This is a genomic window from Streptantibioticus parmotrematis (assembly GCF_019890615.1).
Taxonomy (GTDB): domain Bacteria; phylum Actinomycetota; class Actinomycetes; order Streptomycetales; family Streptomycetaceae; genus Streptantibioticus_D; species Streptantibioticus_D parmotrematis.
The window spans coordinates 157,961-176,441 of the sequence record NZ_JAINVZ010000007.1; the positions used below are offsets into that span (position 1 = coordinate 157,961).

At 72.1% G+C, this 18,481-nt stretch carries 17 protein-coding genes; 11 read left to right on the forward strand and 6 right to left on the reverse strand.

Going from position 1 to position 18,481, the window contains the following annotated elements:
* The first annotated feature begins 51 nt into the window (after window positions 1–51).
* From K7472_RS13290 to K7472_RS13300, 3 genes are all read left to right on the forward strand, one after another.
* A complete protein-coding gene (locus K7472_RS13290) occupies window positions 52–1,452 on the forward strand; it encodes a GH1 family beta-glucosidase (RefSeq protein WP_222977434.1) in 1,401 nt (466 codons plus the stop codon).
* Window positions 1,453–1,463: 11 nt separating this feature from the next.
* Complete coding sequence (locus K7472_RS13295) at window positions 1,464–2,720, forward strand: MFS transporter (RefSeq protein ID WP_222977435.1); 1,257 nt, start codon at window positions 1,464–1,466, stop codon at window positions 2,718–2,720.
* A 74-nt stretch (window positions 2,721–2,794) separates the two neighbouring features.
* A complete protein-coding gene (locus K7472_RS13300; protein WP_222977436.1) occupies window positions 2,795–4,480 on the forward strand; it encodes an AMP-binding protein in 1,686 nt (561 codons plus the stop codon).
* A gap of 18 nt (window positions 4,481–4,498) precedes the next feature.
* Here K7472_RS13300 and K7472_RS13305 read toward each other — a convergent pair whose 3' ends face one another.
* The 4 genes from K7472_RS13305 to K7472_RS13320 all read right to left on the reverse strand — a co-directional run bounded on the left by K7472_RS13305 (window position 4,499) and on the right by K7472_RS13320 (window position 9,155).
* Window positions 4,499–5,215 (reverse strand): hypothetical protein, encoded by a 717-nt coding sequence (locus K7472_RS13305; RefSeq protein ID WP_222977437.1) that lies wholly within the window; start codon window positions 5,213–5,215, stop codon window positions 4,499–4,501.
* A 422-nt stretch (window positions 5,216–5,637) separates the two neighbouring features.
* Complete coding sequence (locus K7472_RS13310; RefSeq protein ID WP_222977441.1) at window positions 5,638–7,092, reverse strand: catalase; 1,455 nt, start codon at window positions 7,090–7,092, stop codon at window positions 5,638–5,640.
* A gap of 242 nt (window positions 7,093–7,334) precedes the next feature.
* On the reverse strand, window positions 7,335–8,234 hold the full coding sequence (locus K7472_RS13315) for a 2-hydroxy-3-oxopropionate reductase (protein ID WP_222977442.1): 900 nt from the start codon (window positions 8,232–8,234) through the stop codon (window positions 7,335–7,337).
* A gap of 78 nt (window positions 8,235–8,312) precedes the next feature.
* The gene (locus K7472_RS13320; protein ID WP_222977443.1) at window positions 8,313–9,155 is read right to left on the reverse strand and encodes a TIM barrel protein; all 843 of its coding nucleotides are present in this window, start codon (window positions 9,153–9,155) and stop codon (window positions 8,313–8,315) included.
* Window positions 9,156–9,360: 205 nt separating this feature from the next.
* Here K7472_RS13320 and K7472_RS13325 point away from each other — a divergent pair, with 205 nt between their 5' ends.
* From K7472_RS13325 to K7472_RS13355, 7 genes are all read left to right on the forward strand, one after another.
* Window positions 9,361–9,621 carry a thiamine-binding protein gene (locus tag K7472_RS13325; protein WP_222977444.1) on the forward strand — a complete coding sequence of 87 codons (261 nt, stop codon included), beginning with the start codon at window positions 9,361–9,363 and terminating at the stop codon, window positions 9,619–9,621.
* Window positions 9,618–9,998 carry a helix-turn-helix domain-containing protein gene (locus K7472_RS13330; RefSeq protein ID WP_222977445.1) on the forward strand — a complete coding sequence of 127 codons (381 nt, stop codon included), beginning with the start codon at window positions 9,618–9,620 and terminating at the stop codon, window positions 9,996–9,998. Before K7472_RS13325 ends, K7472_RS13330 begins: the two co-directional genes overlap by 4 nt.
* Before the next feature lie 176 nt (window positions 9,999–10,174).
* Window positions 10,175–10,693 (forward strand): 2-oxo-4-hydroxy-4-carboxy-5-ureidoimidazoline decarboxylase, encoded by a 519-nt coding sequence (uraD, locus tag K7472_RS13335; protein WP_222977446.1) that lies wholly within the window; start codon window positions 10,175–10,177, stop codon window positions 10,691–10,693.
* Window positions 10,690–11,070 carry a hydroxyisourate hydrolase gene (gene uraH / locus K7472_RS13340; RefSeq protein ID WP_222977448.1) on the forward strand — a complete coding sequence of 127 codons (381 nt, stop codon included), beginning with the start codon at window positions 10,690–10,692 and terminating at the stop codon, window positions 11,068–11,070. Before uraD ends, uraH begins: the two co-directional genes overlap by 4 nt.
* 5 nt (window positions 11,071–11,075) lie before the next feature.
* Window positions 11,076–11,999 carry a factor-independent urate hydroxylase gene (pucL, locus tag K7472_RS13345; RefSeq protein WP_222977450.1) on the forward strand — a complete coding sequence of 308 codons (924 nt, stop codon included), beginning with the start codon at window positions 11,076–11,078 and terminating at the stop codon, window positions 11,997–11,999.
* 139 nt (window positions 12,000–12,138) lie between these two features.
* The gene (locus tag K7472_RS13350) at window positions 12,139–13,542 is read left to right on the forward strand and encodes an 8-oxoguanine deaminase (RefSeq protein WP_222977452.1); all 1,404 of its coding nucleotides are present in this window, start codon (window positions 12,139–12,141) and stop codon (window positions 13,540–13,542) included.
* A 304-nt stretch (window positions 13,543–13,846) separates the two neighbouring features.
* Window positions 13,847–15,232 (forward strand): nucleobase:cation symporter-2 family protein, encoded by a 1,386-nt coding sequence (locus K7472_RS13355; RefSeq protein ID WP_222977454.1) that lies wholly within the window; start codon window positions 13,847–13,849, stop codon window positions 15,230–15,232.
* Between the two features lie 111 nt (window positions 15,233–15,343).
* Here K7472_RS13355 and aceB read toward each other — a convergent pair whose 3' ends face one another.
* A complete protein-coding gene (aceB, locus tag K7472_RS13360) occupies window positions 15,344–16,960 on the reverse strand; it encodes a malate synthase A (RefSeq protein WP_222977456.1) in 1,617 nt (538 codons plus the stop codon).
* A gap of 156 nt (window positions 16,961–17,116) precedes the next feature.
* Window positions 17,117–17,872, reverse strand: a complete 756-nt coding sequence (locus tag K7472_RS13365) for a nucleotidyltransferase family protein (RefSeq protein WP_222977458.1) — start codon at window positions 17,870–17,872, stop codon at window positions 17,117–17,119.
* A 206-nt stretch (window positions 17,873–18,078) separates the two neighbouring features.
* Between K7472_RS13365 and K7472_RS13370 the strand changes: the two genes are divergently transcribed.
* Entirely contained in the window at window positions 18,079–18,462 is a 384-nt protein-coding gene (locus K7472_RS13370; RefSeq protein ID WP_308013892.1) for a DUF5955 family protein, read from the forward strand.
* The last annotated feature ends 19 nt before the right edge of the window (window positions 18,463–18,481 follow it).

An 18,481-nucleotide genomic window follows, 5' to 3' on the forward strand; every position in this document is an offset into this window, starting at 1 on the left:
GGTGGCCGATTCCGCGCGCCGCCCGCGCCGGTCCGTCGAAGGGTCGCCGTGATGCCGCACGAACCGTCCGCCCCCGCCCCGCAGCCGCACGAGCCCCCGCCCAACCGCCTTCCACCCGGCTTCCGTTGGGGCGTGTCGACCTCCGCGTACCAGATCGAGGGCGCCACCACCGAGGACGGCCGGGGCCGCAGCATCTGGGACACCTTCACCGAGCGGCCCGGCGCCGTGCGCGACGGCCACACCGCGGAGAACGCCTGCGACCACTACCACCGCTGGCGCGAGGACGTGGCGCTGCTGGCCGGGCTGGGCGTGGACGCCTACCGCTTCTCCGTGGCCTGGCCCCGCGTGCAGCCCGGCGGGCGCGGCCCGGCCAACGCCGCCGGGCTGGACTTCTACGACCGGCTCACCGACGCGCTGCTGGCGGCGGGCGTGCGGCCGTTCCCCACGCTCTACCACTGGGACCTGCCGCAGGAACTGGAGGACGCGGGCGGCTGGCTCACCCGCGACACCGCGCGGCGGTTCGCCGACTACGCGGCGCTGGTGGCCGACCGGCTCGGCGACCGCGTGCGGGACTGGATCACCCTCAACGAGCCCTTCGTGCACATGGCGTTCGGCTACGCGCTCGGTGTCCACGCCCCCGGCCGCGCGCTGCTGCTGGACGCGCTGCCCGTCGCCCACCACCAACTCCTCGGCCACGGGCTGGCGTCGGCCTCCTTGCGCGAACGCGGCGGCCGGGTGCACCTCGCCAACAACTGCACCCCGGTCACCCCGGCGAGCGACGCGCCGGCCGACCGGAAGGCGGCGGACGCGTACGACACGCTGCACAACCGGCTCTTCAACGACCCCTTGATGAACGGCAGTTACCCTGACCTGTCGGCCTACGGCGCGGGCGACGACCTGCGCGGGGCACTGCGCGACGGCGACCTCGACCTCATCGGCGGCACCCCGCTGGACGGGCTGGGCGTCAACTACTACAACCCGACCCGGGTACGCGCCGCGCCCGCCGGAGCCGGACTGCCCTTCGAGGACGTGCCGATCGACGGCGTGCCGCACACCGCGTTCGGCTGGCCGGTCGTGCCCGGAGGACTGCGCGACCTGCTGCTGGGCCTGCGCGAGCGCTACGGCGACCGCCTCCCGCCGCTGACCGTCACCGAGAACGGCTGCTCGTACGACGACGGGCCCGGCGCGGACGACACCGACCGCATCGGCTACCTCGACGGGCACATCGGCGCGGTGGCGGACGCGGTGGCCCGGGGCGTGGACGTGCGGGGCTACTTCACCTGGACGCTGCTGGACAACTTCGAGTGGGCGGAGGGCTACCACCAGCGCTTCGGCCTGGTCCACGTGGACCACGAAACCCGGACGCGGACCCCCAGGGCGTCCTACGCGTGGTACCGCGACCTGATCGCCGCGCACCGCGCCGGCGCGCGGCCCGACCCCGCGCGGGCGTGAGCGACGCGGACATGAGTGTCCCTCACGTCCCTCCGGAGCCCGCGCCCGCCGCCGCCCTCGCCGAACCGGCGCTCCGGGTGCGGCCGTTGTGGACCGCCGCCCTCAGCCTGGGCACCCTCGCCGTCTTCATGGCGTTCTTCACCCCCATCCAGATCCTGCTGCCCGACCAGCTCCAGCAGGCCGACCCGGCGCACAAGGCCGCCGCCCTGTCGTGGGTCACCGGGGCGGGTGCGCTGGTGTCGATGGTCGCGAACCCGGTGGCCGGAGCCCTGTCCGACCGCACCACGAGCCGCTTCGGCCGCCGCCGCCCCTGGATCCTGGGCGGCGCGCTGCTGGGCGCGGCGGGCCTGCTGCTGACCGCGGGGGAGCACACCGTCGCGGGGATCCTGCTCGGCTGGTGCGTGGCGCAGGCCGGGCTCAACGGGATGTTCGCCGGGCTCACCGCGCCGGTCGCCGACCAGGTCCCGGTCACCCAGCGCGCCGTGGTCTCCGGCTGGACCGGGATCTGCCAGTCGCTCGGCCTGGTGCTGGGCGCGTTGCTGGTCACCGAGGCCGTCACCGGCACCACGACCGGCTACGCGCTCACCGCCGTGCTGACCGTCGCCCTCGCCCTGCCGTTCGTGCTCGCCTTCCCCGATCCGGTGCTGCCGCGCGAACACCGGCCCGCCCGGCCCCGGATCGGCGCCTTCTGGGTCAGCCCGCGCCGCCACCCCGACTTCGGCTGGGCCTGGCTGACCCGCTTCCTGATCAACCTCGGCAACTCCATCGGCACCCTCTACCTGCTGTACTACCTCACCGACGCCGTGCACCGCCCCGACCCGGCGGCGGGCGTGCTCGTCCTCACCGCCGTCTACACCGTCGCCGCGCTGCTCACCGCGATCCCCTCCGGTGTGATCTCCGACCGCACCGGCCGCAGGCGCACCCTGGTGCTGGTCTCCTGCGTGGTCATGGCCGCCGCCGCGCTGCTGCTGGCCACCGTCCACACCTGGCCCGCGACCGTGCTGGCCGCCGCCGTGCTGGGCGCCGGGTTCGGCGTCTACCTCGCCGTCGACCAGGCCCTCGTCACCCAGGTGCTGCCGGCCGCCGCCGACCGCGCCAAGGACCTGGGCGTCATCAACATCGCCAACTCCGCACCCCAGGTGCTCGCCCCCGCGCTCGCCGCGCCCGTACTCGCCCACGGCGGCGGCTACTTCGGGCTCTACACCCTTGCCGCCCTCGTCACGCTCGCCGCCGGAGTGCTGGTGCGCCGGGTGCGCTCCGTCGCATGACCCCCGTACGGGGGTAGTGGCGGTCCGCCCCGCGGCGCGAGGATGGCCGGGCACGATCGTTTCGAGGAGGGCACATGGCGGACAGCGCGGCGACCGAGGAGTTCCGGGCGGCCCGGGACTTCCTGCTGCGGCACCGGGAGGACCACGACGCGGCCCGCGCGGGCTTCCGCTGGCCGCGCCCGGAGCACTTCAACTGGGCGCTGGACTGGTTCGACCGGATCGCCGACGATCCTGGACGGGCCGACCGCACCGCGCTGTGGATCGTCGAGGAGGACGGCACCGAGGTCCGGCTGAGCTTCGCCGCGCTGCGCGAGCGCTCCGACCGGGTCGCCAACTGGCTGCGCGGCCGGGGCGTGCGCGCCGGTGACCGGATCGTGGTGATGCTCGGCAACCAGGCCGAACTGTGGGAGACCGCGCTGGCCGCGATGAAGCTGCGCGCGGTGGTCATCCCCGCCACCCCGCTGCTCGGCCCGGCCGACCTCACCGACCGCGTGGAGCGCGGCGGCGCCGCCCACGTCCTCGTACGGTCCGCGGACACGGCGAAGTTCGACGACGTGCCCGGCGCGTACACCAGGATCGCGGTGGGCGGCGCGCCCGAGGGCTGGCTTCCTTACGAGGACGCTTACGCCGCCGACCCGGCGTTCACCCCGGACGGGCCCACGCGCGGCGACGACACGCTGATGCTGTACTTCACCTCCGGCACGACCGCGCTGCCGAAGCTGGTGGAGCACAGCCATCTGTCGTATCCGGTAGGCCACTTGACCACCATGTACTGGATCGGGCTGCGGCCCGGCGACACCCATCTCAACATCTCGTCGCCCGGCTGGGCCAAGCACGCCTGGTCCAGCCTCTTCGCGCCGTGGAACGCCGAGGCCACGGTCTTCGTGCACAACTACACGCGCTTCGACGCCGGGCGGCTGATAGCCGAGATGGACCGGGCCGGGGTGACGAGCTTCTGCGCGCCGCCGACCGTGTGGCGCATGCTGATCCAGGCCGACCTGACGCGGCTGGCGACACCGCCGCGCGAGGCGGTGGCCGCGGGCGAGCCGCTCAACCCCGAGGTCATCGAGCACGTCAAGCGCGTGTGGGGCCTGACCGTCCGGGACGGCTTCGGGCAGACCGAGACCACCGTGCAGATCGCCAACACCCCCGGCCAGCCGCTCAAGCCCGGCTCGATGGGCCGCCCGGTCCCCGGCTACACGGTGGCGCTGGTCGACCCGGTCACCGGCGCGGAGGGCGACGAGGGCGAGATCTGCCTCGACCTGCGCGGCGAGCGTCCCGTGGGCCTGATGACCGGCTACGCGGGCGACCCGGAGCGCACCGCCGCGGTCACCGCGGACGGCTTCTACCGCACCGGCGACATCGGCGCCCGGGACGCGGAGGGCTACGTCACCTACGTGGGCCGTGCCGACGACGTCTTCAAGGCCTCCGACTACAAGATCTCCCCGTTCGAGCTGGAGAGCGCGCTGCTGGAGCACGAAGCGGTGGCCGAGGCCGCGGTCGTGCCGTCACCCGATCCGGTACGGCTCGCCGTGCCCAAGGCGTACGTGGTGCTGGCGGGCGGCTGGGAGCCCGGCGAGGCGACCGCGAAGGCGATCTTCACGCACTCGCGTGCGGTCCTCGCGCCCTACAAGCGGGTACGGGTGCTGGAGTTCGCGGAGTTGCCCAAGACCGTCTCCGGCAAGATCCGCCGCGTCGACCTGCGGGAACGCGCCGCGCGCGGCGACGGCCAGGAGTACCGCGAGGCGGACTTCAGCTGAGGCCGTCCGGGGCGCGGCTCACCTGACGCGGCCCGGGGTGGACCTGATGAACTGGTCCGCCGCGTCGTTGACCGGCTGCGGGGTGCCGGTCAGGTCCATCACGAAGAGCGGGACGAGCAACTGGTCGGCGCGCAGCCGCGCGTCGTGCGCGTAACCGGCGAGCGAGAAGAAGGCGCCGGCCGCGTCCTCGTTGAGGCAGTTGAGCCAGAGGGTCTCGACCTCGCGCAGCGGCGTCGCCCGGGTGGACGGATCGACCTGGGCGACCAGGCCCTCGCCGCGCAGGTCCACCCCGGTCGCCGCGCGGTCGGCGGCCACCGTGACCTCGCGGAAGCCCAGCCACTTCAGGTACTGCGCCGCGGCGGCGACCGCGTCCCGCCCGGTGCGGATGGTCACCGGTCTGAACGGTGGGCGCCGCACCGCCCGCGGCGCGGTCGCGGTGACCCGGGCGCCCGGCGCGGGCAGCGACTCCGGGGCGGACACGTCGACCGGCGGACGGATCACCGTGCCGCAGGCACAGCCGAGTTCGGGCTGCGGCCAGTCGTCGCTGCGGCCGCAGGAGGGGCAGCGCAGGGTGATCCAGGAGTTGCGCCAGGTGCGTTGCAGGACACGGGTCGGCAGGCCACCGCGCAGCAACGGCAGGGTCAGCGGCGCACCGCACGGACAAGGGAACGTCGGCGGGGTGAACGCGTGCTCGCGGCGGCACGCCGGGCAGCGGACGGGCACGCTTTCGGCCATGACGGAACTCCAGGCGGATCCGGACCTGCGGGGGCGGTCTGCTCCTCCATGCTGCCATGCCGGGTCGGCCCGCTATGGCCAAGTAGCGCCATATGCACGGAGATTGACGGAGTGTCGCACGCTCTGCTAATCGGGCCGCCCTGGTCCGCCCGGACTCGGGCCGCCGTGATCGGCCCGTTCCGCCGCGGCTCACCGGTCCCGTTACGGCGTGCGGCCCCGGCGCGGGCGCCCGCACAGGCGCCCGCGCCGGGGCCGGTTGGTGCCGTCCGATGGTGCGACGGGCGCGACGGACAGGGTGTCGCACCGCCGGACGGGGCTGGTCGCGCCCGCGCCGCCTGTCTCCACCCCTCAGAAGAGACGGGCGGCGCGGACGGGTTCGTGGGCGGGGAGCCGTGCGGCGGCTCCCCGCTGCTGACGTGGCGTCAGCTCTCGCGCAGCTCGCGGACCGCGGCCTCGACGCGCTTGCCGTAGTCGGGGTCGGCGGCGTGGAAGTGGGCGAGGTTCTTCTCGACCACGTCGTCCCTGCCGACCTGCGACAGCCCGCCCGCGATGGTGGCCACCAGGCGCTTCTTCTCCTCCTCCGACATCAGTCGGTACAGCTCACCGGCCTGGAAGAAGTCGTCGTCCTTGGTGTGCGCGGGGGCCTCGTGGGTGCCGGTGTGGCCGGAGACCGCCAGCGGCGCGGACAGCGGCTGGTCGGTCTGGACCGGGCCGTCGTAGGAGTTGGGCTCGTAGTTCTTGGCGTGCCGCGAGCCGTTGCGGGTGGCCATCAGGCCGTCCCGCCCGTAGTTGGCGGCCTCGAACTTCGGCGCGTTGACCGGCAGTTGGGTGTGGTTGACGCCGAGGCGGTAGCGGTGCGCGTCCGCGTAGGCGAACAACCGGCCCTGGAGCATCTTGTCCGGCGACGGGCCGATGCCCGGCACGAAGTTGTTCGGCGAGAACGCGGCCTGCTCGACCTCGGCGAACACGTTGTCGGGGTTGCGGTCCAGCACCAGGCGGCCGACCCGCTGCAACGGGTAGTCGGCGTGTGGCCACACCTTGGTCAGGTCGAACGGGTTGAAGCGGTACGAGGGCGCTTCGGCGGCCGGCATGATCTGCACGTACAGCGTCCAGGACGGGTTGACCCCGCGCTCGATGGCCTGCACCAGGTCGCGCTGGTGGGAGTTGGCGTCCTTGCCGACCTGCTCGGCCGCCTGCTCACCGCTCAGGCAGCGGACGCCCTGGTTGGTCTTGAAGTGGTACTTGACGAAGAACGCCTCACCGGCGGCGTTGGTCCACTGGTAGGTGTGGGAACCGTAGCCGTTCATGTGGCGGTACGAGGCGGGGATGCCGCGGTCGCCCATCAGCCACGTGACCTGGTGGGTGGCCTCGGGGGCGTGCGCCCAGAAGTCCCAGACGTTGTCCGGTTCCTGCACACCGGTGAACGGGTCGCGCTTCTGGGAATGGATGAAGTCGGGGAACTTGATGGGGTCCTTGATGAAGAACACCGGGGTGTTGTTGCCGACCAGGTCGTAGTTGCCCTCGTCGGTGTAGAACTTCAGCGCGAAACCGCGCGGGTCGCGCACCGCGTCCGCGCCGCCCAGGCTGTCGGCGACCGTGGAGAAACGGGCGAAGACCGGGGTGCGCCTGCCCACCGAGCCCAGGAAGTCGGCGCGGGTGAAGCCGGTGACGTCGTCGGTGACCTCGAAGTAGCCGTGCGCACCCGAGCCACGGGCGTGCACCACGCGCTCCGGGATGCGCTCGCGGTTGAACCGGGCCAGCTTCTCCAGCAGGTGCTGGTCCTGCAGGAGCAGCGGGCCGCCGACACCGGCGGTGGCCGCGTTCTGGTTGTCGGCGACCGGAGCGCCGGACTCAGTGGTAAGGGTGGGCTTGGGCATGGCGACCTTCCGTTACTACCCGTAACTGCCGCGAAGCGGGAGTGCGTTTCCGTATGCCGGACTTCGTGGGTCGGACGATATGAACGGCTTCAACAAACTGTCAACAGTGCTGAAGTCGTCGAGTGGTGTTCCGCCCGGCGGCGCGCTTGGGCGCGACAGGACAGGTCGGCGCGCCGCCGGACGGAAGTTGTGGGGGCCGGCCGGGCCGCGGTGCGAGCCCGTCCCGCCGTGCCGGCGGTCGGTCAGGCCGCCGGGGTCTCGCCGGACAGCCGCTCCACGCCGCGCAGCAGCGCCGAGTGGTCCAGGCCGCCGTCGCCCTGGGTGCGCAGCGAGGCGACCAGCTGGGCGACGACCGCGCCGACCGGCAGCGCGGCGCCGACGTTGCGCGCGGCGTCGGTGACGATGCCCATGTCCTTGTGGTGCAGGTCGATCCGGAAGCCCGGGGCGAACTCGCGCTTGAGGAAGTTGTCCTTCTTGCGGGTCAGCACGGTCGACCCGGCGAGCCCGCCGTTGAGGACGTCGAGCGCGGCGGTCAGGTCGACGCCGGACTTCTCCAGGAAGACCACGGCCTCGGCGCACGCCTGGATGTTGACGGCGACGATGAGCTGGTTGGCGGCCTTGACCGTCTGACCGGAGCCGTGCGGACCGCACAGCACGATGGTCTTGCCCAGCGCGTCGAAGATCGGCTTCGCCTCGTCGAAGTCCGCGCGCTCGCCGCCCACCATGATGGACAGCACCGCCTCGACGGCGCCCGCCTCTCCGCCGGAGACCGGGGCGTCCAGCACGCGGATGCCCTTGTCCGCCGCGTTCTCGGCGAGGTCCACGGAGGTCTGCGGGGTGATCGAGGACATGTCGATCAGCAGGGTGCCCGGGCGGGCGTGGGCCAGGATGCCCTCGTCGCCGTAGGCGATCGCCTCGACCTGCGGGGAGGCCGGGACCATGGTGATCACCACGTCGGCGTCCTTGACCGCCTCGGCGATCGAGCCGGCCGCCGCGCCGCCGGCCGCGGCGAGCCGGTCCAGCTTGGCCTGCTCCAGGGTGAAACCGGTGACCTGGTAACCCGCCTTGATCAGGTTCTCGGCCATGGGGGAGCCCATGATGCCGAGGCCGATCCAGGCGATCTTCGGAAGCGTGTTGCTCATGGCGGTGACGTCCTTACGCGATGTCGTGCGGGGGAGGGTCGGGCGGAGGCGGGGCCGCCGGGCGCGGTCGGACGCGGGTCAGCCGCGGGCCGCGCGCCGTTCGCGGGGCAGCCAGTCGAAGGCGTCCGCGCTCGGGCCGTCGCCGGGCTTGTACTCCAGACCGATCCAGCCGTCGTAACCCGCCTTGTCCAGGCGGCCGAGCAGGTCGGCGAGATCCAGTGCGCCGCTGCCGGGGAAGGAGCGGCCGGGGTTGTCCGCGATCTGGACGTGACCGGTCCTGTCGGTGTAGCGGTCGATGACCTCGTGGAGGTCCTCGCCGTTCATCGACAGGTGGTAGAGGTCCATCAGGAAGCGGGCGTTGTCCAGGCCGGTGGCCTCGTTGACCCGCTCCACCACCTCGATGGCCTTCGGCGCGCTGACGATCGGGCACAGCGGCGACTCCGGCGCGTTGAGCGCCTCGATCAGCAGCACCGCGCCGACCCGGTGCGCGGCCCGGGCGGCCAGCGTCAGGTTCTCCAGGGCGAGTTCGTCCTGCGCCTCGGGGGCGACGCCCTCGACGCGGTTGCCGTACAGGGCGTTGAGCGCGGTGCAGCCCAGCGACTGCGCGAAGTCGGCGGCCACGTCGATGTTGGCGCGGAACTTCTCCGACTCCTCGCCGGGGACCGACAGCGCGCCGCGGTCGGGCCCGGGCAGCTGTCCCGCGTAGAAGTTCAGCCCCACCAGCTGCGTGCCCGCGTCGTTCAACGCGCCGCGCAGGGCGTCGAGTTCGGCCCGCTCAGGGGTGGGCGCGTCGACCCAGGGCCACCACAGTTCCACGGCGGTGAACCCGGCTGCGGCGGCGGCCGCCGGACGCTCCAGCAGCGGGAGTTCGGTGAAGAGGATCGAGAGGTTCACGTCGAAGCGCGCGTCGAGCAAGCCCACAGCTGGCGCCCCTTTCCGGTTCCTAGGGCCTTCCGCCCGCCCCCGACGGGGTTCACGGATGCGCGGGGTCCCTGACCGGGAATCCCTCCGCGTCTGATTCCGTATAGCGGAAGTTTCTTTCTGCTTAATGGAAGCCTGAACGAGGGAGGTACTCGATGTCAAGTGGTGACCTCGTGACGAGCCGGTGAGCGGTTAGGTTGTGGACGTGCGATTGAGGGTTGAGTTCACGACGGAACCGTTCGACCTCGACGAGGCGCCCCGCCATGCGGTGGTGGCCCGTGAGGTCATCCAGGAGGCCGGCCTCGACAGCGTCGACGTCGGCCCGTTCGGCAACACCGGCGAGGGGTCCGCCGACCGCGTGCTCGCCGCGGTCGACGAACTGCTGCGACGCGGCCTGGACGCCGGGGCCACCCGGGTCTCGCTCCAGGTCAACGTGGTCGCCGAGCCGGGGGAGGACGCGTCGTGACCGAGATGGCGGGCCACCCGTTCGTGGACGCGGTCAAGCCGCTGGTCGACGCGATGGGCGGGGTGCTCGTGCCGCCGGACCAGGCCCGGGGCGACGACGTCGTGCTCAGCTGGGAGGGCGCTCAGATCGTCGCCGTGCGGCTGCCGCACATAGCCGACTCGCTCGACCACATCCTCGCCGACCTGGAGCGCCGCCGCGGCCGCCCGCTCGCCGAGCTGGACCGCAAGGACAAGCAGACCGTGGTGCGGATCCTGGAGGAACGCGGCGCGTTCTCCGTGCGCCACGGCGTGGAAACCGTCGCTTCGGCCCTCGGCGTCAGCCGTTTCACCGTCTACAACTACCTCAACCGGGAGAACGCGGCCAAGGGCGGCCAGTGACCGCCCCGCCGGGGGCCTGACCGGGACGGCCCGGGCCCCCGGCCACCCTCCCGCCGGGCCACCGGTTGCGGCCGGTCACCGGTGAAATTAACTTCAACAAAGTGTTGACGCGATGTGTCGGCTGGATCTAGCTTTCCGGCAAGCCCGGTCCAGCGCGAGACCCACGGAGGTCGTGGATGTCAGCTCGTCTCCCGGCGGGTCTCGCCCGCTTCAACACCGCAGAGCCGGACACCGCGGCCCATCTGCTGCACGAGGTGTGCACCTCGCGCGGCTGGGCGGACGCGGTGCTCGCCAAGCGCCCGTACGACGGTCTCGACGCACTGTACGAGGCGAGCGACGCGGCGATGAGCGGCCTGAGCGCCGACGACCTCGCCGAGGCCATGGCCGGCCACCCGCAGATCGGCCGGCCCAAGCCCGGTGACCCGGTCTCGGCCCGCGAACAGCGCGGCATGGCCGGCGCCTCGGACGGCCTCAAGGCGGAACTGCTCGACCTCAACCTGGCCTACCAGGAGAGGTTCGGGCACGTCTTCCTGATCTGCGCCACCGGCCTGACCGGTGAACGCATGCGGGACGCCGCCCGGGCCCGTCTCGGCAACACCCCGGAGCGGGAACGCGAGATCGTCCGCGCCGAGCTGACGAAGATCAACCGCATCAGACTGGCCCGCCTGGCCGAAGCCGAAGGAGACCCGTCATGACGGACACGTCCGTCTCCACGCACATCCTGGACACCTCCGTCGGACGCCCGGCCGAAGGCGTGCCCGTCGAGCTGTCGGTCGGCGACGGCCACGGCGGCTGGGCGCCGCACGGCGCCTCCAAGACCGACGCGGACGGGCGCTGCAAGGACCTGCCCGCCCTCCCCGAGGGCACCACCCACGTACGGCTCCGGTTCGACACCGGGTCGTACCTCACCGCACACAGGCAAGCCGAGGAACAGCAGGACGCCCCCCGCGCAAGGGACAGCGACGCCTTCTTCCCGGAGGTGGCGATCACGTTCGCCGTCAATCCGGGTGAGCACTACCACGTGCCGCTGCTGCTCAACCCGTTCGGCTACTCCGTATACCGAGGGAGCTAGCAGACATGACCACCGTTCTCGGGCAGAACCAGTACGGCAAGGCGGAGAACCGCGTCGTCAAGATCACGCGGGACGGCGACACCCACCACATCAAGGACCTCAACGTCTCGGTCGCGCTGTCCGGCGACATGGACGACGTCCACTACTCCGGCAGCAACGCCAACGTGCTGCCCACCGACACCACCAAGAACACGGTCTTCGCCTTCGCGAAGGAGGTGGGCATCGAATCCGCCGAGCAGTTCGGCATCGCGCTCGCCCGCCACTTCGTCACCAGCCAGGAACCCATCGAGCGGGCCCGCATCCGCATCGAGGAGTACTCCTGGGACCGCATCGCCACCTCCGACGCCAACTCCCGCTTCATCGGCGCCGACGAGGTCCGGCACTCCTTCGTGCGCAACGGCACGCAGACGCGCGTCGCGCAGATCACCTTCGACGGCGAGCGGTGGGAGGTGCTGTCGGGCCTGAAGGACCTGACCGTCCTGAACTCCACCAACTCCGAGTTCTGGGGCTACGTCAAGGACAAGTACACGACGCTCCAGGAGGCCTACGACCGCATCCTGGCCACCAGCGTCTCCACCTGGTGGCGCTACAACTGGACCAGCGACGAGGACCGCGCCCCCAACTGGAACAAGTCCTACGACCAGGCCCGCACCCACATCCTCCAGGCGTTCGCCGAGACCTACAGCCTCTCGCTCCAGCAGACGCTGTACCAGATGGGCTCGCGCGTCATCAACAGCCGCTCGGAGATCGACGAGATCCGCTTCTCGCTCCCCAACAGCCACCACTTCCTGGTCGACCTGGAGCCCTTCGGCCTCAAGAACGACAACGAGGTGTACTTCGCCGCCGACCGCCCCTACGGGCTGATCGAGGCCACCGTGCTGCGGGACGGCGCCGAGCAGCGCATCCCGTTCGACATGACCAACCTCTGACCGCTTCACCCTCGGCACCCGGAGCGACCTGACGGGCGGCGCGGCCGGCCGGATCACCGGCCGCCCGCCCGGCTCCGGCACTCAAAACCCCCAGGGCCCTGCCGTGCCCGACCGCCGATCAGAAGAACGAGGAAGCACCATGGCAGCACCGGCAGCCCACGACGGCACGCAGCAACGTGTCGTCATCGAGAACTGTTCCGTCGCCACCGTGGACGCGAGCGACACCGAGTACCCCAGCGGTCACGTGGTCGTCGCCGGCAACCGCATCGAGTCGGTCGGCTCCGGCCCGGCCCCCTCCGGCCTGGAGAACGTCGTACGACGCATCGACGCCGAGGGCCACCTGCTCACCCCGGGCCTGGTCAACACCCACCACCACTTCTACCAGTGGATCACCCGGGGCCTCGCCACCGACCACAACCTCTTCGACTGGCTGGTCGCCCTCTACCCCACCTGGGCCCGCATCGACGAGCCCATGGCCTACGCGGCGGCGCAGGGCTCGCTCGCGGTCATGGCCCGCGGTGGCGTCACCACCGCCATGGACCACCATTACGTCTACCCGCGCGACGCGGGCGACCTGTCCGGCGCCATCATCCGGGCCGCCCGGGAGACGGGGGTGCGCTTCACCCTCGCCCGCGGCTCGATGGACCGCGGCAAGTCCGACGGCGGACTGCCGCCGGACTTCGCGGTGGAGACCCTGGACGGCGCGCTCAGCGCCACCGAGGAGACCGTCGACACCTACCACGACGCCTCCTTCGACGCGATGACCCAGATCGCCGTCGCGCCCTGCTCCCCGTTCTCCGTCTCCACCGAACTGCTGCGTGACGCCGCCCAGTTGGCGCGCCGCAAGGGCGTGCGGCTGCACACCCACGGCAGCGAGACGGTCGAGGAGGAGAAGTTCTGCCACGAGCTGTTCGGCATGGGCCCGACCGACTACTTCGAGTCCACCGGCTGGCTGGGCGAGGACGTGTGGATGGCGCACTGCGTCCACATGAACGACTCCGACATCGCCGCGTTCGCCCGCACCAGGACCGGCGTGGCGCACTGCCCGTCCTCCAACGCCCGCCTCGCGGCCGGTATCGCCCGGGTCCCCGACATGCTCGCCGCCGGTGTCCCGGTCGGGCTCGGCGTGGACGGCACCGCCTCCAACGAGTCCGGCGAACTCCACACCGAACTGCGCAACGCCCTGCTCGTCAACCGCCTCGGACCGCACCGCGAGCGCGCCCTCAATGCCCGTCAGGCGCTGCGCCTGGGCACGTACGGCGGCGCCGAAGTCCTCGGGCGGGCCGAGCAGATCGGTTCCATCGAGCCGGGCAAGCTCGCCGACCTCGTGCTGTGGAAGATGGACACCGTCGCCCACGCCTCCATCGCCGACCCGGTCACCGCACTGGTCTTCGGCGCCGCCGCCCCCGTCGCGCTCGCCCTGGTCAACGGGGAGCCGGTGGTCGAGAACAGCCGCCTGACCCGCGTCGACGAGGACGCCATCGCCCGCTCCACCCGCACCGAGGCCCGCCGGCTCGCCGCCATCGCGGGCCTCACCGACTGACGCCGCGTCACCATCACGCCCGCGTCACACCGCGCACCCGGTCGGGGAGGACGGTCCCCGGCCGGGGCAGGCGGCGCCGCCCCCGCCCCGGATGGTCACGGCACCGGGGGCGGCGCCCGGCACGCCCGCGATCACACCTCCCCCCACCCCCGGGCAGGACGTGACCCGCCGCCAACCTCCGCGTAACACAGCCGAATCGCAGCCCCGCTTCGGTGGTTCACGCTGTCGCAACCCCTCGCCAGCACGACCCGCATCACCTCCCTGACACCCGCGCCGCGAGCGTGTAACCGACAGGAGGAGCACCGTGGTCGAGACCTCGGCTCCGCGCAACGCACCGGCCCGCCACCCGGTGGACCAGACCCTTCCGCCGCTCAAACTCGTCACCAGCGGCCTCCAGCACGTCGCCGCGATGTACGCGGGGGTGGTGGCGCCTCCCCTGGTGGTGGGCAAGGCGGTCGGCCTCACGGCGACCCAGATGACGTTCCTGGTGGGCGCCAGCCTGTTCACCGCGGGCATCGCCACACTTCTGCAGACCATCGGCTTCTGGAAGGTCGGCGCCCGGCTGCCCTTCGTCAACGGCGTCTCGTTCGCCGGTGTCGCGCCGCTGGTCGCCATCGCCGACACCACCGATCATCACGACAGCCTGCCCATCATGTTCGGCGCCGTCATGGTGGCAGGTGTGCTCGGCTTCTTCGTCGCCCCCTACTTCAGCAAACTGGTGCGCTTCTTCCCACCCGTGGTCACCGGCTCGGTCATCACGCTGATCGGGGTCTCGCTGCTGCCGGTCGCCATCGGCTGGATCGCCGACAACGGCCCGACCGCGTCGGTGTCCGACATCGTCCTCGCGCTGATCACCCTGGTCATCGTGCTGGTGCTGCGCCGACTGCTGACCGGGTTCCTCCAGCAGATCGCGGTCCTGATCGGCCTCGTCGTGGGAACCGTGATCGCCATCCCCTTCGGCGTCACCGACTTCCAGGCGATCCGGCACGCCTCCGTCGTGGGATTCCCCAGCCCCTTCCACTTCGGCGCGCCTCAGTTCCAGATCCCCGCGATCGTGTCGATGTGCATCGTGATGCTGGTGTGCCTGACCGAGTCGACCGCGGACATCCTGGCGCTGGGCAAGGTCGTCGACAAACCCGCCGACGAGGCCACCCTCGCCGCGGGCCTGCGCGCCGACACCCTCGGCAGCGCCATCAGCCCGCTGTTCAACGGCTTCGCCAACAGCGCCTTCGCGCAGAACATCGGCCTGGTCGCCATCACCAAGGTCCGCAGCCGCTTCGTGGTGGCCGCGGGCGGTGTGCTGCTGGTGCTGATGGGACTGTGTCCGGTCCTCGCCTCGCTCATCGCCCTCGTCCCCGGCCCGGTGCTGGGCGGCGCGGGCATCGTGCTGTTCGGCACGGTCGCGGCCAGCGGCGTCAAGACGCTCGCCGAGGCCGACCTGCACGACGGCGACAACCTGCTGATCATGGCCGTGGCGCTGGGCGTCGGTGTCATTCCCATCGTCGCCCCGCACTTCTACGACCACCTCGACCCGCATCTTCAGATCGTCCTGCAATCCGGGGTGAGCGCGGGCTGCCTGGTGGCGGTCCTGCTCAACCTCGCCTTCCACCACGTGGGCCGCAAGCGCGCCCCGGCCACCGAGGAACAACCCGCCGCCGAGGCCCTGGCGGACGCCGTCCCCTCGGCCTGAACCCACCGCCGCCGCGCCCGCGCCCACCGCTCGCCCGCGTACCCGCCGTACGAGGAAAGCCCGCCCCGGAGTTCACCGGGGCGGGCTTCCTTCGTGCGTCAACCGCCGTCGTCAGTCCAGCAGTTCGTACGCCGGCAGGGTCAGGAAGTCCACGTACTTCTCGTCCAGCGACACCTGGAGCAGCAGGTCGTGGGCCTGCTGCCAGCGGCCCGAGGCGAACGCCTCCTCGCCGACCTCGGCGCGGATCGCGGCCAGTTCACCGGCCGCGACCTCGCGGGCCAGGTCCGCGGTCGCCTTGCGGCCGTCCTCGAAGACCACGCCCGCGTCGATCCACTGCCAGATCTGGGAGCGCGAGATCTCCGCCGTCGCCGCGTCCTCCATCAGGTTGAAGATGGCCACCGCGCCCAGGCCGCGCAGCCACGCCTCGATGTAACGGATGCCCACCTGGACCGCGTTGCGCAGTCCCTCGAACGTGGGCTTCGCCTGAAGCGAGTCGACGGCCAGCAGCTGGTCGCCGGTGACGGCGACGTCCTCGCGCAGCCGGTCCTTCTGGTTCGGCCGCTCGCCCAGCACCGCGTCGAACGACGCCATCGCGATCGGGACCAGGTCGGGGTGGGCCACCCAGGAGCCGTCGAAGCCGTCGCCCGCCTCGCGGTCCTTGTCCGCCTTGACCTTCTGATACGCCACCTTGTTCACCTCGGCGTCCCGGCGCGAGGGGATGAACGCGGCCATGCCGCCGATGGCGTGGGCCCCGCGCTTGTGGCAGGTGCGCACGAGCAGTTCGGTGTACGCGCGCATGAACGGCGCCGTCATCGTCACCGCGTTGCGGTCCGGCAGCACGTACTTCGGGCCGCCGTCGCGGAAGTTCTTCACGATCGAGAACAGGTAGTCCCAGCGCCCGGCGTTCAGCCCCGAGGCGTGGTCGCGCAGTTCGTAGAGGATCTCCTCCATCTCGAACGCGGCGGTGATGGTCTCGATCAGCACGGTGGCGCGGATCGTGCCCTGCGGGACGCCCACGTAGTCCTGCGCGAAGACGAACACCTCGTTCCACAGCCGGGCTTCGAGGTGCGACTCGGTCTTGGGCAGGTAGAAGTACGGGCCCTTGCCCTTGGCGATCAGCCGCTTCGCGTTGTGGAAGAAGTACAGGCCGAAGTCGACCAGGGCGCCCGGCACCGGCTCGCCGTCCACCCGCAGGTGGCGCTCGTCCAGGTGCCAGCCGCGCGGGCGCATCACCACGGTCGCCAGCTCCGCGTCCGGGCGCAGCGCGTACGTCTTGCCCTCGGGCGTGCCGAAGTCGATGCGCCGCTCGTAGGCGTCGATCAGGTTGATCTGGCCGCCGACGACGTTGGCCCAGGTGGGCGCCGAGGCGTCCTCGAAGTCGGCCAGCCACACGCGCGCACCGGAGTTGAGCGCGTTGATGGTCATCTTGCGGTCGGTGGGGCCGGTGATCTCCACCCGGCGGTCGTCCAGCGCGGCCGGGGCCGGGGCGACCCGCCAGTCGCCCTCCCGCACCGCGGCGGTCTCCGGCAGGAAGTCCAGCGTGCCGGTGCGGGCGATCTCGGCGCGGCGCTCGGCCCGGCGGGCCAGCAGTTCGGCGCGGCGCGGCGCGAACCGCCGGTGCAGCTCGCCGAGGAACGCCAGCGCCTCGGGCGTCAGCACCTCCTCGGCACGCGGGACGGTCTCGGCGCCGGTGACGACGGCCGAGGGGGACGGCGCTGCTGCGGACATGGGCTGTCACTCCTTCCCGCGCGGCCGTGTGCGGCGGCGGCGCGGCGGCGGCACGGGGTGCCGTGGTTCGTCGATCGGGACAGCGGAGCGACGGGCGGGTGTGCGGCGCGCCCGAGGCTTCTGCTGCGTGGAGCATAGTTTCTGCATAGTGGAAGATCAACGGTCTGTGGCACTGCGTGCAGGGTGATCGGAACCACCTTTTCGCAAGGCGGAAAGATCGTCGGCGAGGAGCCGCAGGTCGGCGGGGGTGTCGATGTCGTCCGGCGCCGCGAGGTCCGCGCACTCCACGAGTGTGACGCTGCTCTCGTACGCCTTGAGGTAGGCCCGAGCGCCCTGGTCACCGGTGGCGGAGGCGACGATGCCCGGCCAGTGCTCGATCCCGAACAGCACCGGGTGACCCCGCTTTCCGTCGTACGCGGCCGCCGCGAGCGCGGAGTCCGGCGCGTCCCCGAGCCCTTCGCCGATCACCCTGCGCACCGCGTCGGGGCCGATCCCCGGCTGGTCCACCAGCGCCACGACCACCGCCCGAGCCCGGCTGCCGGCCAGCGAGGCCAGGCCCCGGCGCAGCGAGGAGCCCATGCCCTCCGCCCACTCCGGGTTGTCGACCAGCCGGTACGGGCCGAGCCCGGTCGCCCGCTCCCGTACGGCGTCCGCCGCGGCGCCCAGCACCACGTGCACCGGGTCGCAGCCGCCCTCGCGCAGCACCCGCGCCGCGTGCTCGACCAGCAGGCCGCCGCGGTACTCCAGCAGGGCCTTGGGGCGCCCGCCCAGCCGCCGCCCGGCCCCGGCCGCCAGCAGCAGCCCCGCCACGGGGGCCGCCCGGCCGGGCGGGCCGCCGTCGCCGGCGGGGCGGGGCCGGCGGACGTCGTGCGGGTGGTGGTGGGAACCGTGGGTTCGCCGCTGCTGCGTCATGACTCCTGGATACCTCGCCCCACCCCGCTCCGGCGACGACGAACGCCGATCGGTCCCCTGGGGCGACGACGGGCGGGCGCGACGAAAGATGAGAAGTGGCCGGAGAACCATGAATTTTTCCCCAGATTTCGCTCTCCGTATGGCGCGATGCGCGGAGCGTGGCCTTTACTGGTCCGACTCTCAGCCAGCCGAAGGGGAGTTGGTCAGTGTCGAACGACCGGATCGGGCAGTGCGCCCGACCCGCCGCCGACCGTGACGAGGTCTGCGGCGAAGATCCGCGAGTGGCCGGACTGCGCAGGGCGGTCGGCCGCCTGCGCCGTGAACTGGCCTGCTACCGGCCCCAGTTGTCGGATCGTCAGGTAGCGGAGGAGGAGCTGGCGGTGCTCGACGCCGCGGTGGCGGACGGGTCGATATCCGTACCGCGCCTGCGCACCTCCTTACTGGTCGTCACCAGCGCCCTCGGATCGGTCAGCGCGCTCGCCGAACCGGTCGCCGCCCTTCGGTGCGCCATAGATCTCTTCGGCCCGAGCCCGTCGTCGTCCCCGCGCCCCGCGCACCCGTCGGACCGGGCCCCGTCCACCCACGGCTGAGGCCAACCGCACCGGGCGT

Coding starts and splice junctions, on each gene's coding strand:
- uraD (WP_222977446.1), top strand. CDS start 10,175: ATGTCAGCTCGTCTCCCGGCGGGTCTCGCCCGCTTCAACACCGCAGAG.
- K7472_RS13295 (WP_222977435.1), top strand. CDS start 1,464: ATGAGTGTCCCTCACGTCCCTCCGGAGCCCGCGCCCGCCGCCGCCCTC.
- aceB (WP_222977456.1), bottom strand. CDS start 16,960: ATGTCCGCAGCAGCGCCGTCCCCCTCGGCCGTCGTCACCGGCGCCGAG.
- K7472_RS13365 (WP_222977458.1), bottom strand. CDS start 17,872: ATGACGCAGCAGCGGCGAACCCACGGTTCCCACCACCACCCGCACGAC.
- K7472_RS13315 (WP_222977442.1), bottom strand. CDS start 8,234: ATGAGCAACACGCTTCCGAAGATCGCCTGGATCGGCCTCGGCATCATG.
- pucL (WP_222977450.1), top strand. CDS start 11,076: ATGACCACCGTTCTCGGGCAGAACCAGTACGGCAAGGCGGAGAACCGC.
- K7472_RS13310 (WP_222977441.1), bottom strand. CDS start 7,092: ATGCCCAAGCCCACCCTTACCACTGAGTCCGGCGCTCCGGTCGCCGAC.
- uraH (WP_222977448.1), top strand. CDS start 10,690: ATGACGGACACGTCCGTCTCCACGCACATCCTGGACACCTCCGTCGGA.
- K7472_RS13290 (WP_222977434.1), top strand. CDS start 52: ATGCCGCACGAACCGTCCGCCCCCGCCCCGCAGCCGCACGAGCCCCCG.
- K7472_RS13305 (WP_222977437.1), bottom strand. CDS start 5,215: ATGGCCGAAAGCGTGCCCGTCCGCTGCCCGGCGTGCCGCCGCGAGCAC.
- K7472_RS13350 (WP_222977452.1), top strand. CDS start 12,139: ATGGCAGCACCGGCAGCCCACGACGGCACGCAGCAACGTGTCGTCATC.
- K7472_RS13300 (WP_222977436.1), top strand. CDS start 2,795: ATGGCGGACAGCGCGGCGACCGAGGAGTTCCGGGCGGCCCGGGACTTC.